This window comes from Metabacillus malikii (genome assembly GCF_030813355.1).
Lineage (GTDB): Bacteria > Bacillota > Bacilli > Bacillales > Bacillaceae > Metabacillus > Metabacillus malikii.
The window spans coordinates 424760-437325 of record NZ_JAUSUD010000001.1; the positions used below are offsets into that span (position 1 = coordinate 424760).

Annotated in this window: 14 protein-coding genes and 1 pseudogene; 12 read left to right on the forward strand and 3 right to left on the reverse strand. The window is 31.4% G+C overall.

Features of this window, described 5'->3' with window-relative positions:
- Positions 1–23: 23 nt before the first annotated feature.
- From J2S19_RS02215 to J2S19_RS02225, 3 genes are all read left to right on the forward strand, one after another.
- Positions 24–437: a DUF3139 domain-containing protein gene (locus J2S19_RS02215; protein ID WP_307336517.1), complete on the forward strand. Its 414-nt coding sequence runs from the start codon at positions 24–26 to the stop codon at positions 435–437.
- Between the two features lie 214 nt (positions 438–651).
- A complete protein-coding gene (locus tag J2S19_RS02220; RefSeq protein ID WP_307336520.1) occupies positions 652–1425 on the forward strand; it encodes a phosphatidate cytidylyltransferase in 774 nt (257 codons plus the stop codon).
- A gap of 631 nt (positions 1426–2056) precedes the next feature.
- Positions 2057–2509, forward strand: coding sequence for a hypothetical protein (locus J2S19_RS02225; RefSeq protein ID WP_307336523.1), 453 nt, complete (start codon positions 2057–2059; stop codon positions 2507–2509).
- Between the two features lie 72 nt (positions 2510–2581).
- Here J2S19_RS02225 and J2S19_RS23815 read toward each other — a convergent pair.
- A pseudogene (locus J2S19_RS23815) lies at positions 2582–2920 on the reverse strand (hypothetical protein); the annotation flags it as partial.
- A gap of 825 nt (positions 2921–3745) precedes the next feature.
- On the opposite strand from J2S19_RS23815, the gene J2S19_RS02230 reads away from it, so the two are divergent.
- The 4 genes from J2S19_RS02230 (at position 3746) to J2S19_RS02245 (ending at position 7125) form a co-directional block, all read left to right on the forward strand.
- Positions 3746–4771: a DUF1835 domain-containing protein gene (locus J2S19_RS02230; protein WP_307336526.1), complete on the forward strand. Its 1026-nt coding sequence runs from the start codon at positions 3746–3748 to the stop codon at positions 4769–4771.
- 557 nt (positions 4772–5328) lie between these two features.
- A complete protein-coding gene (locus tag J2S19_RS02235) occupies positions 5329–5880 on the forward strand; it encodes an SMI1/KNR4 family protein (protein ID WP_307336529.1) in 552 nt (183 codons plus the stop codon).
- Between the two features lie 138 nt (positions 5881–6018).
- Positions 6019–6453, forward strand: coding sequence for a GNAT family N-acetyltransferase (locus J2S19_RS02240; RefSeq protein WP_307336532.1), 435 nt, complete (start codon positions 6019–6021; stop codon positions 6451–6453).
- Between the two features lie 504 nt (positions 6454–6957).
- Positions 6958–7125, forward strand: coding sequence for a hypothetical protein (locus J2S19_RS02245; RefSeq protein ID WP_307336534.1), 168 nt, complete (start codon positions 6958–6960; stop codon positions 7123–7125).
- A 152-nt stretch (positions 7126–7277) separates the two neighbouring features.
- Here the strand turns inward: J2S19_RS02245 and J2S19_RS02250 are convergent, their stop codons facing one another.
- A complete protein-coding gene (locus J2S19_RS02250) occupies positions 7278–7739 on the reverse strand; it encodes a YozF family protein (RefSeq protein WP_307336537.1) in 462 nt (153 codons plus the stop codon).
- A 560-nt stretch (positions 7740–8299) separates the two neighbouring features.
- On the opposite strand from J2S19_RS02250, the gene J2S19_RS02255 reads away from it, so the two are divergent.
- The 5 genes from J2S19_RS02255 (at position 8300) to J2S19_RS02275 (ending at position 11836) form a co-directional block, all read left to right on the forward strand.
- The gene (locus tag J2S19_RS02255; protein WP_307336541.1) at positions 8300–8911 is read left to right on the forward strand and encodes a group-specific protein; all 612 of its coding nucleotides are present in this window, start codon (positions 8300–8302) and stop codon (positions 8909–8911) included.
- A 154-nt stretch (positions 8912–9065) separates the two neighbouring features.
- Positions 9066–9482, forward strand: a complete 417-nt coding sequence (locus J2S19_RS02260; protein ID WP_307336544.1) for a hypothetical protein — start codon at positions 9066–9068, stop codon at positions 9480–9482.
- Positions 9483–9548: 66 nt separating this feature from the next.
- Positions 9549–9809 (forward strand): hypothetical protein, encoded by a 261-nt coding sequence (locus J2S19_RS02265; RefSeq protein WP_307336549.1) that lies wholly within the window; start codon positions 9549–9551, stop codon positions 9807–9809.
- Between the two features lie 136 nt (positions 9810–9945).
- On the forward strand, positions 9946–10800 hold the full coding sequence (locus J2S19_RS02270; protein ID WP_307336552.1) for a DUF3888 domain-containing protein: 855 nt from the start codon (positions 9946–9948) through the stop codon (positions 10798–10800).
- A gap of 262 nt (positions 10801–11062) precedes the next feature.
- Positions 11063–11836, forward strand: coding sequence for a GNAT family N-acetyltransferase (locus tag J2S19_RS02275; protein ID WP_307336555.1), 774 nt, complete (start codon positions 11063–11065; stop codon positions 11834–11836).
- Positions 11837–12194: 358 nt separating this feature from the next.
- On the opposite strand, the gene J2S19_RS02280 is transcribed toward J2S19_RS02275, so the two are convergent.
- Positions 12195–12566: ExeA family protein (locus J2S19_RS02280; protein ID WP_370875016.1), on the reverse strand; the 372-nt coding region annotated here is incomplete at its 5' end.

Genomic DNA, 12566 nt, shown 5'->3' on the forward strand with positions numbered 1-12566 from the left:
TGTGAAACGTTGGGGGAAATAATATGAAAAAAAGTATGTGGATAGCGATAAGTGTAATTTTAATCCTTGTTATTGCAACTCCTTTTGTATTTATTTACTTGTTAAACAACGGAAATCCTTATACAAAATATGTGGCAAATAAAAATGTACCGGTTTATTTGGAGGAACAGGGATACACAGAAAGCGACATAGTAGAATCACATTATGTAGAGCCGAAATACACCACAAATAAAGATTTTTATCATGGTCATTATCTGGTTGTTTTTAAAGACGAGCCAGACGTGACGTATTATTACGGAATAACTAAAAAAGGTAAACAGGTTAAACAATTTTGTGAAAAAGATAAGTTATTGCCCGATGGTGTTACAGATATTTTTGAAGATGTGACAATGCATAGTGAAGAAAATTGTATTTCTTCCCTGGAAAATCGAAATTAAGCAATAGGGCATGATTATAGAGAATCGTCATTTTCCTTCTTGAAATAACGGGTGGATACTTCAACAAAGAGGTATTGCATTTTCTTATTGTACTAAAGGGGCAGGTTAGTTTAATAAGAAACGATAAATTTCTCTTATGTTTCTTAACCTCTTTAATTTTATAGTATAATTTACTCTATACTACAAAAATAGAAATTTAAGGAAGTGTAAAGGTTTGAAGGAACGTATAATAACAGGAATTATTATGGCTATTTTATTTTTAATTCCTTTTTATTTAGGGAGTTATTGGTTTTCAGCTTTTTCCTTAATTCTAGCAATAATAGCCTATTATGAATTTACTGCGATTATTAAAGTTAGGTTTAGGATTAAATGGTTTGTAGGTCTTATAGGAGTTATTTTTTTATTTTTACCTCTGTTTAGTTTGGGTATTGAACAGATACAAATTAAAGTCCTGATAGCTCTTGTTCTCTTTTTTATTACAGCGACTATTTTTAATGAGGAATTTTCAATTGATAAGGCAGGGGCATTACTAATTGGTGTTTTATATATTGGATTTGGGTTAGTATCATTAGCAGAAGCACGACTAGATAAAGGATTACTTTGGACGTTATCTATATTATTAACAATTTGGACAACTGATTCAGGAGCTTATTTTATAGGAAGAAAATACGGTAAAAGGAAACTTGCTCCAAAAATTAGCCCTAATAAGACCGTAGAGGGTGCAATAGGAGGTATTGTAACAGCAATTATTATTGGAACAGTTCTCCAATTTATATTAAACACCTTTTCAAACTACTTTGAAACTTTAATTATAACTATAGTTGTATCTATTGCTGGTCAAGTTGGTGACTTGGTTGAATCAGCTCTAAAACGTAATTTTGGTGTTAAAGATTCGGGGAAAATATTACCTGGTCACGGTGGAGTTTTAGATAGGTTGGATAGTTGGATTTTTGTTTTTATCGGACTGTATATAATTGGCTTGATATAAGAAATAAGAAACTTTATCTTCAACTAACGGGTGCTTTAATGGAATAAGGATTACAGAAATGATCAAACTTTTTTATAAAAGAATGATTCAATTGAATATATTAAAAGCGTTTTAATCAATCTTTCTCCAAAACACGCTTTTTCTATTTGTTCTATTATCAAGGTTTATTGAGTTAATTTATTCAAACTTTATTTCAAGACTACAACTGGGGCAATTCCCCTTCAAAATTTTCACAAAGCATACCTTAATATATTGAAATATCAAGCTGTGAGTAGTTAAATGAAAGGGATGGAATCACGACAACGCAAATACAATACTGCCCTATTTTTGATTTTACCTCTCAAACATTCAAGGTTTTATAATAATCAATTCTCAAACATTCTCCCATATAAAGCAAAATAATATTTTGGGTTAAAGGATATTTTTTTCACAAAAAGTACAAGCTCTTATTTACTCGTAATTTCTCTCATTTTTATATTTGAAATGTAACAAGATAATCGGTACAATTTTTCTGAACTTGAGAACGTAAAAATACAGCTTATGAATTACCCCTTTTTTATGTCTCACAATGTAAAGACACCTATAAATTAATTCATTCTTTATTTCACTTTATTTGAAAGGAAGAAATTTATTGAATTTTAATCAAGAAAATATTGAACAAGATATTAAAAACATAAAGATGAGGACTAAAAGAGGTTGCCTTATTTTCGTAGCTATTTTAGCGTTAATAATAATACTACCGATTGGCAAATTTATTTATGATGCGGAATATAGAGAGTATCCTCTCATTGTCAGCCATTCTCCAAGTAATACCAATACTATCGAGGTTGTAGAGGTAGGTTCTCCCTGGTTTTTTACTTCTTCAAAAGTTAAAATAAAATACAAATCGATACATATAAACAGACCTTTACACAATGACGGTGTCGGTATCTCTAATGAAAATGTTATGGTTGATTGGAAGAGTGACTATGAGGCAACGATAACTCTTTACGGAGATAAGCAAGAACCTGACACAGTAGAGTTTACAGCAAGGGATAAAAATAATAAAGATAAACCAAGTTTCCGAGTTAATAATACGGATTAGAAATTGTACTGTAAAACAGAGTACCATACACTTAATTCGGGTATGGTACTCTATTTCGGTTAATTTTTGGTGCTAAAAGGTCTCCTTCTCTACTCTTTTTAGCAGGGTATCTTTAAAAGCTTCAGATAAATAGTAAGCCTCATCATTAGTCATATTCGGAACTTTAAATCCACTTTTAAGAATCATCCTTAAAGCTGCTAGGTCAACATCGCTACCATAAACATATTCATGAACAGTAGTATGTAAAAACTCCTTATTTTTTCTGAACCTATTTTCGAAAAAACTGGTATTTCTAGTTAGAACATCCCCTTCATAGTAACTTAAAAATGCATGATAGAGTGTTTCGTGCTTGCCTTCTTCCCACCTTTTTGCAATATTAACAGCATCGACATCTCCAGCCCAGTCATCAAACGAAAAAGTTTTCCTTGTTTACCGACGTGTAAAAGAGTATGAAAATCAAAAAAGATGTGACGATTTTAACGGAGAATAGATTGTTACAATAATTCATATTTACTATTCATTGGAGCAAAAGACTGAGTAAAAGGATAGTCAGTACAAATCTGACTATCCATTTTAATGAATTTTAGTATCTATTTAGTATAGAGTTTTATAATCCTTGTTGCCACTGGTGTAGCTTCGAAATAAAGTTGCGATGTTTATAAAAAAGTCGCGATGTTTTAAAGAAAGTTAAACCGTTTTTCCTCTTTAATGGTCCTTATGAATAGGAACGTTTTTTTTCTCCTTAGAACTAAGGAAATTAATGTTAAAATTAAGTTGTGGAGTAGTCGATGTTATTCAACTAACAGTGCAGTAATAGTTAACTATGCCTTTATATTAAATAGACAAATACTGTCAGAAAGTAATATCGTTCACGATAAAAACTATTTATCTGTTAGGTGTTCAATAATCCGGCCATTTAACGGAATAAGACTTCAGAACAAAAATTGGCTAATTGGGTGAGTTTGTGAAGAAAAATACTTAAATTATGGGGCTACTAGTTGAACAAGGATAAAGGGGAAAAGTGAGAGATTATCGAAATTGAATTTAACGATGATATTAAAGAGTATAAAAACGCTTTAAAACTTCAGAATAATGTTAAAAAATATAAAATAATGATGAAGGGAGTTGTTCGCAATAAAAACTAAAATCAGTTACCCATTTATTTATTTTTTTATGGAACCCAATGTAGTTTTCGTTTACAAAATAGAAACACAAAATTATGTTAGCGTTTCAGACTTGAACGAAAATGGGGAATGGCAAACGTATGAATTAGAACATGAAAATGAATTTGAGATGTTTAATCATGAAGAGAGTAATCCGCTTGAGGGTAAAGGATATGCAATTAAACAAAGCGATGTTAATACAGTGGTAGAAGTCATTAATAGTTGCATTAATAGTAACCGCCGTTCTTTTTCATCCAGCTCGGTTGAGGTAGGTTGTGATCAAGTTTCAGCTGTACATATCGTTTGCTCAGAATCTGCAGCAGGTTCTTTAAGAGTAGGACTTGAAAGACCCAAGGTTGTGATTGGCTTTCCAGACTCCTTTTCGATTGGGCCATTGTGGAAGTTAGATGAAAAAGTGGGACAAACGTTTCGAAATGAATGGATTTATGAAAATATCAATTATGAACAGGATAATTTTGAGTACGAAAATAAATTTGCCAATACATTGAGGGAGATAGAAGATATTATTAGTCAGGTTCCAATATACATCTGGTATGGAAATAATGCAGATGAACAAACTGGTCTGCGGTTTCTTCTCTTTTTACTGCGTGACAAAACAAATGAGGTATTTCTCATGAATTCCACCGAACTCTATGAAAGATACATAATGGCTGAAGATAGAGGTCAAAATATTTCACACACAGGCCATATCGAACCAAAAGATTTAAGATTCCTATTTGAAAAGGGCAGAAAGACCCCATCGATAACGGAACAGGAACGGGTGCAGCTTCAAGCAGAGTGGAATTCCTTGGCACAAACAAAAGAAGTCCTACGTCTATGGATAAAGAGTATAAAGGGTGTTGAAGAAAATCACTTTGATCCACTGATTATAAATACCATTGAAATGCTCCATTCTAAGCAGGAAATAAGAGGCTTTATCAAGGCAGGAATAGTAATTGGAGAAATCCTATCGGGGACAAATGAATTGATTAATGCTTTCTTCTTAGAGTATAGGATTCGGTATTTAGTATATAGTGGGTTACTCGAACTTAAAGGAATACCAAAATCAATGAGAAACTATAGTGTTAAACTAAGGTGAGTAGTAATTATAAATTCATATCTACCAGTATTTGGTTCTTTAGTTGAAGAAGAACACATCATTCTCTCAAGGTCTATTTATGCGCAGTACAAATAAATTACGAGCTATACAGTATTTTCAACTAAAGAGTCAGATTAGTGGAAGAATCGTATGGGTTATTATGGTAATATGAATGTAGAGTAGGTTGTCCAAATGAAGCTGATTTTACAAGCATTTTTTTGTTCAATTATAATTCATATAATCTATATAGTCGGTATGATGTTAGTCAGTTATATCAAAACAAGAAACTACAAACCAGATATAGCAAGTATGTGGGATAAAGCAGAAACACTTCAAAGTGAAGTAGTTTTTGGTAAAGTTAATTCTACTTTTCTTTCCTTGTATACTTTTATAGGAGTAACAGTGATTTGCGGAATTATTATATTTTTTATAATGTGATACTAAAAGGGGTATCGCAATTCTTATTGAATGAATGAAGAAGTTTAATGGAAGAAGGAAAGTAATTATTACAGAGAATAACTTAGGTATAATCAGCTGCACTGAGGGAGAGTTGTTGGATGTTTAAAGAAGGTAACATAGTTAAGCAGACCATAAATTCCTTAATAAAGAGATTGAATGAAAATGGCAATATAATTCAAGTTCAAACTAATGAAGGATATCTGTACAATGCAAACTGTACTTTTAATCCACCTGCAAGTGATATAGATATTTCTAATTTTGAAAAATCGACGGGGTTAATATTGCCTGTCGATTATAAAGAATTTTTGAAAATGACCAACGGGTGTCGTCTATTTGATGATATAAATTACGGTGGAGAAATTGAACTTTATAGTTTAGAAAAGATTATTGAATTCAATCATAAAGGCTACGATGAATGTGAAGGATGTTATGATATTGCGTATATTTATCAAGATAATATCGTGATAAATTCTAAACTCGTTTCACAGGATAAAAGGAATTACCTGTTTTGGAAGGACCATATAGAACAATTTTATGATGCAGTTCCATTAAAAATGAACTTTGAATTATGGTTTGATAGATTCGTAGTATGCCAAGGAGCAAAGTTTTGGTGGTGGTCATTACGTACAGGTGAAAATTATTACAAGTAACCTTCTCTTAACTTTAAGGTGATATTCTTAAAGACCTGGCTGCTAAAATGGACGAGCTTTTTCCTATTCAACTAACGGTGCAGGTGAGTTTAACAAGTGTGTATCTGAAATCGTAATAATCATAGAGGGGGTAGTAGTGTGAAGACAGTCGTTGAGGCTAGTAACGATGACTTAGAGAAATTAGTACAAATAGATAGTAAAGTGATAGGAAACACAAGCAGAAGAAATTATATTGAGAGGTCAATAGAGTTTGGAAAATGTATAGTTGCGAAAGAAAATGATGTTATCGTCGGTTTTTTGATATATGAAGTTAATTTCTTTGAATGTGCTTTTATTTCCCTAATTATTGTTTCACCATCCAGCAGAAGAAGAGGATACGCAAGTTTATTGATGGACTATATGGTAAGTTCATCTCCAACAACAAAAGTATTTTCTTCGACTAATCGCTCTAATATTAATATGCAAAAAGTATTTGAAATAAATGGGTTTATTCAGAGTGGGGTGGTTGAAAACTTAGATGAAGGAGACCCTGAAATCATTTATTTTAAATCAAAAATTGAGTTGTTGAACTAAAGAGAACGATACTCCATTAAGAAATATGGTGTTTTTCTTATTGTACTAAAGAAGCAGTTTAGTTCAATTTTATTGTTTCCACTTCCTCCCAAAAGTACGGTTAGTAATGTTAAAATTAAAATGTAGTAAAAGCTAGAGAAGGAAGGAGCAATTTTAATGGTGGCTGGTCTATTTGTATTAGGAATAATACTTCTGATTATAAGTTTTTTAACACCTATTGCCTCAGGAACAACTTTATTGATTTCTGTTTTATTATTTGCTACTGCAATCGTGCTCTTATATAAAAAAAGAAGAAGATTAAATTCTTGATTCTAAATTAATGGTTAGCGTTATTACAACAAACAGTCCCAAGTTATTTATTCACCAGAAGGGTGCGTTAATCTAATAAGGATTAGCGTTTTTTTATTGTACTAACGAGGCAGGATTGTTTAAGAAGAAATGGAACTTTTATTGTAGGAGCTTCGTATGTGAAATATCAAAGGTTTAAGTTAGGGGCTGTTTTCTATGTTTGATATTACATTTTTATTTATTATGGCTTTTGCTGGTGGAACTATAGTTATCATTGGTATTTCGGTTATATTAGGTCGAAGAATTACGGAACCGAAGGAAGAACTCCAACAGAAAGTTAAAAACCTCGAAGAAGAGGTTAGGAAGCTAAAAAATGAGAAATAGAAACCTAATTTATTTATCTATCAAGGGCGTTTCTGCAATGGCAGTAGAGACGTTTTTCGGACTAACGGGGCAGTTTAGTTGAAGAGGAGAAACTAGTCTTTTAATTAAAATTTTAAAAATAAAAAAGAGAGGGGTTACCTCTCAGGTGTCTGTTACTGTTTGAAAACAAACTGTTCTCTATATTTACGTTGGTTGCTAGGATTATCGCCTTCCTTTATCCAGGTTACAACAACTTTAAGCTCTTTTGCTTTTGTATATAAAGGAAAGTTTGAATGATGAAACGGGGGATATAAATTCTTATTAGGTTCACTTTCAACAGTAAACAGTTCATATTCAGTGTTTATATTAGGCTCGTCTCTAAATGCTTCAATCCTTACCAATTCAATATATTCATCACCAATGTTCTTAATGTTAAGACTATAAAATTTATATAACTCTGGTTTATCAGAAATATTGGCTTTTGGGTCTTCGTTATCAGGCTTGCCTATAACTACTTCCCATTGGTTTGAAGATTTCTTCACAGGAATTTTATCCAAGGTAGTAGCTAAGCAATTACTAGGTATTAATGTTAACAGTAAAAAAGCAAATAAAGTATATGTTACTATCTTCTTCAAAATATCACGTCCTTTTTTGTTTATTTTGCTTAAGGGGAATGAAGTTTATACACATTTATATTTTTTACTTTGTGTCTCATTTCGAACAAAATACTTCCTGAATGATAGGGAGTTGTGTAGGATATCTCTTGCTTATTGCGATAACGACGAGGTTAATCTAAGAAGGTAACTCTGGGGAAGACTACCAATCGGTAAATAAAAATTATAGGTTGGAGATGACTCAATTCAATGTTTCTAAAAAACTAACTCTTAGCTTATTTTTGATAGTAACATTCCTATTGGGAATTGATGAAAAGAAAGTGTTTGGTATTTTAGGAAAAATTGAAAGAAATCAAAAAGAATTAAATATAAATAGATATAAGGGTTATTATTCATTATTTAAACTCCCAATAAATCATGATAATCCTGTAGGTGGATATTGCGTTGGAATCAGAATGATACATATGTAGTTCAACACTGAGCGAGGAACAGATGATTAATATAGCTAAATCGATAGAATAATCTTATTGAAATATAGAAGCAGGTTAGAGCAAAAAAATAATTGAAGGAGGAATGTTTTTATGAAGGATAATCATGAAAAAGTACATAGTGGATTTGAAATAGAAATAAACGCACCCTACTCATTAAATTATTTAATATATGTTCAAAACATATTTTTGAACAGTAGAAATCAAGATAGAAAAATACCGTTATTTCCATATGTTGATAGTTCAAAGTGGGGAATTTTAGATGGAGAATTTGAACAGACCTTTAAAGAAGTTTGGGAAGAAACATTTAATAATAACCTTAATGGAATGTATGACCATAACGGAATATTAGATTCTGATAAAGCATTATTTCAAAAATTGTTTGAGAATAATGAAACAGGTGTCTTTGGATATTTAGAAAGTGTTAAGTCCTATTTAGCATGGTGGGACGGGATTTATGGACAGATAGCCATTGAGGGTATATTTGATGAAGATAGAATGAATAAGATATATAAGGAATTGTCGAAATCAATAAATTCCGATAAAAGACTAAAAATTGATTTGATTTATGATAGACCAATATTAATTGGACAATCTGTAGGTTCTTGGTATGCAATTTTAACTATTCAAGATGTTTTTACTTTTAGGTATGAACAAAGACCAGAGGTAATATCAAAATTATTAAAGTGTTGTGGTGTTAATTAGACTTAATTGTTCATAAGTAATGCTTGCATTACTTATAGTACTGATAATGTGTGACTTCTTTCTTGTTGAACTAAATGTGTAGGTTAGTTGAATAAGGTTCTGGTTATTTATGGTATTATAAAAGAGAGTTTTAGGGGAGGGGGAAGTCATATAAATGCTAAAGAATCCATCTATTTTTGGATTAGGTGCTGCAATATTATCAATTGCTTTATGGTTAATATTAAACTTCTTTAATCCATACTCAAATGAAACTAATAATGAACCCACTTTAATAACTTTATTTATGCTGGTTTTTCCTGCATTTATAGCAGTAATTTCATTTTTTACATCAAGAAAATTATTAATGTTAATTGCTTTCATATGGTCTTTACCTTTAAGTTTGTATATGCTAATGACGCCAGGTATATTTCTACTGTTTGGAATTACTTGTTTTTTTTATTTGTTAAGTTATATCCTTATGAGTAAAAAAAAGGGTATAAGAATACTTCTTATATTAACAGGTAGCTTTACTTCAACAAAGAGTAAGGCTTTACTTGTTCCGCTAACTGACCAGGATAGTTTAATAAAATAAATAGACTCTATTGGTAAAGTTAAAGTGAATCAATTACAATTTATCTGTTTAATGAGGGGAATTACAGTGGAGAAAAAGAAATCGAATAAAAGGTGGATTGCATTATCTTTTTTTTGTTTTATAGTAGGAGTGGCTTTGTGGTTGCCTAACTTTATTCTTCAATATGGTTATGGCTTTTGGATGTTAACATTTATTATAAATCCCCTCGGTATATTATTTGGCTTTTTAGGGAGAGTCAAGATTGGCATTATCGCGAATATAATTATGACTTTTAGCTTTTTTATCATTATGTTTGTTGGTTATCTTATAGAAGCAATGTTTGGGTAAACATTTATCGTAGAAACGTGTGCGATTGCTAAATAAGCAATCGCCTTTTCACTAACGATGTAGTTTAGTTGAACAATAATTTAAAGATTTCAGGTAAAAATACTCATTAATTAAATCTATATTAAAGGAGTATTTGATGAAGAAAATCCTGGTAATATTATCTTTTGTTCTTCTTAGTATCCATATTAATAACCATCAAGTGGTTGCGGAAAAACTCCCGAATGAGGTCTTATACAAAGATTCTTTGTTGACATTAATTTCAGAAAGTCTTAATGCCCAAAGTGAACAGCCTGATTATAAACTTATTTATGATACTTTGATTACAACACTATTCCCCTCCGTAGATAAAGAAATTATTAATTATTATGGCTATCCCAAACAATATGAGGATGCTAAAATTCTGAGTATTACAAGAGAGCATGAGGGCAGTTTTGATTTTAATACAGAAGTCCAAGTCACAACATTTGAACATGCACATGACCCTCCTTATGGTAAGGAAACAATGACTTTTAATATAAGTCCATATGGGGTTAAAACCATTAGCTTTCAACATGAGGGCGATAAATTTGAAAAGGATATAAATGAATTTTATAAAGAAACACTTTCAGATATAAAACAGTCTTTTAATTTGAATTTAGAGTCTTACTCTTCTTACACATTCAATCAATTGCAATACCAAACAGAAATAAATAAGGAATTTAAATCCCTATTTATTATTGCAGAAGAAATAGTAACCAACATTTTGCTTCCTGAGAGAAAGATACCCTACAAAAATGATATTGACCCTGTAACCATTATAAAAGGTAATACAGGTTATATACTCTTTAAAAAGTCCAATGGTACAAATGTAAATTATCAAGTACAAAAGAAAGATAGTAATTGGATAGTAACAGATATAAATAGTAAACGAGGTAAAAAAATGGATTATAAATTACCATGGTATGTATGGGAAAAAGTAAAGTCTACTGATAAATTAGTTAGGCTTTTTTAACTAACTGGTAGCTTTCCCACAACAACGGGAATGCTTCTTTTTTATGTAAATAAAGAGGAAATTAATGTTAAACTATAGTAGCATCTACTTAAGAGAGAGTACTTAGGTTTAGTTAAATAAAATAGTATAAGTGGTGATTTCAATAAAATTCGTATATAAAACTTTTGATAGTTCTTTTTATGATACCGTTTGCGATTTCTTAATTGAATTATCAAAAGATGACCACAACCATATCAATTGGAATTGGGCAAGGTGGGAATGGATGGTATTTCATCCTGAGTTTGATAATAGCTTGGCTGATAAAATAGGTTTATGGTTTTATAATAATGAAATGGTAGGTATGACAACTTATGACCACTACTTTGGAGAAGCTTTTTATGCAGTTAAGAAAGATTATGAAGAGCTGGAAGAAGAAATATTAGAATATGCTATTACAAACTTTAGTAACGAAAATGGTATAGGTATTGCAGTAAATATCACTGATAGTCATACAATAGACTTATTACATAGATATGAGTTTGTGAAAGTTAAAAACACTGAAAACATACTTGAGAATATATTTGATGGAAGCAGATTTGATTACAAGCTTCCTAAAGGGATAGAAGTAAGAAACCTTGACATCAAAAATGATTTGTATAAGCATCATAAAGTATTATGGTATGGATTTGAAAACGATGGCGATTTGCCCATTGATGAACAAACTATGGATAAACAAAAAAGAATGTTATCAGCTTCCCATTTAAACTCATATCTGCATGTAGTCGCAGTAAATGAAGATGGCGAATATGTTGCTTACTGTGGATGTTGGTACAATTCCAAAACTGATTATGCTTATGTAGAACCTGTATGCACAGTTCCTCAATACCGCAAAATGGGGATTGGAAAAGCATTAGTTTTGGAAGCGTTAAAAAGGTGTTATTCCGAAGGTGCTAAGAAAGCATATGTTATTTCCGATGACCCTTTTTATAAATCTATGGGATTTGTTCAACATTCTTGTAATCGAGCACATTATTCCAGATACTTGTTTTCACATTAATCCAGGAGAAAATCTGAAATAATGTGCTACTTTTTCCACTATATTTCGGAATGTGCAAAAATTTGTTCATATTACTCCAGCTTATAATAAAGAAAATAAAACCCCTAAAAAGGGGCATTAACTGGCAGATAATTTTGTATTTCTATTCGTACCTTATACACCTCAAAAGTGTGGAGTACAAACCTTACGTCACTGTCCAGAGTTACGAACCAATCAAAATCCTTCTCCAAATATGCATGTAGATATCTATTCTGGATCCGTAAATCAAATGCATAGCCTTGACCTATCCAGTAAGGCTGTTGTCCTATCCAAACTCTCCATTCCTGCTGATGATGGTCAAATACTAATAATCCTCGCCTCATGATAACCCATTATTCTCTACAGCTAATCTTATGATTTCCTCGTCAATCTGACCTTTCTTTAATTGGAACCCAAATAATAAACTGTTAATTGTTAAGGTATTAATGACCCGTGGCCATCCTTGGGATCGTAATGCGATTGCTTCTAATGCTGTTTCCGTAAAAATGGGCATCTTCGCTCCTGCTAACTTCATATGATGATCAATATAACTAAAAACTTCCTCTCTAGTTAAAGGCTGAATCTCATATTTCATAATCAATCTCTGAGAAAGTGGACGATGATGATTTAACGCTAATCGTGTCTTTATATGTGGTAAGCCTGCCAAAACTAAGATAAAAGGATTCGTCGAATCCATTTGAAAATTAAATAA

Excerpts from the sequence above, each read along its gene's own strand:
- J2S19_RS02270 (WP_307336552.1), top strand. The coding sequence starts at position 9,946 with ATGAAGAAAATCCTGGTAATATTATCTTTTGTTCTTCTTAGTATCCAT.
- J2S19_RS02260 (WP_307336544.1), top strand. The coding sequence starts at position 9,066 with ATGCTAAAGAATCCATCTATTTTTGGATTAGGTGCTGCAATATTATCA.
- J2S19_RS02255 (WP_307336541.1), top strand. The coding sequence starts at position 8,300 with ATGAAGGATAATCATGAAAAAGTACATAGTGGATTTGAAATAGAAATA.
- J2S19_RS02215 (WP_307336517.1), top strand. The coding sequence starts at position 24 with ATGAAAAAAAGTATGTGGATAGCGATAAGTGTAATTTTAATCCTTGTT.
- J2S19_RS02235 (WP_307336529.1), top strand. The coding sequence starts at position 5,329 with ATGTTTAAAGAAGGTAACATAGTTAAGCAGACCATAAATTCCTTAATA.
- J2S19_RS02245 (WP_307336534.1), top strand. The coding sequence starts at position 6,958 with ATGTTTGATATTACATTTTTATTTATTATGGCTTTTGCTGGTGGAACT.
- J2S19_RS02275 (WP_307336555.1), top strand. The coding sequence starts at position 11,063 with ATGGTATTTCATCCTGAGTTTGATAATAGCTTGGCTGATAAAATAGGT.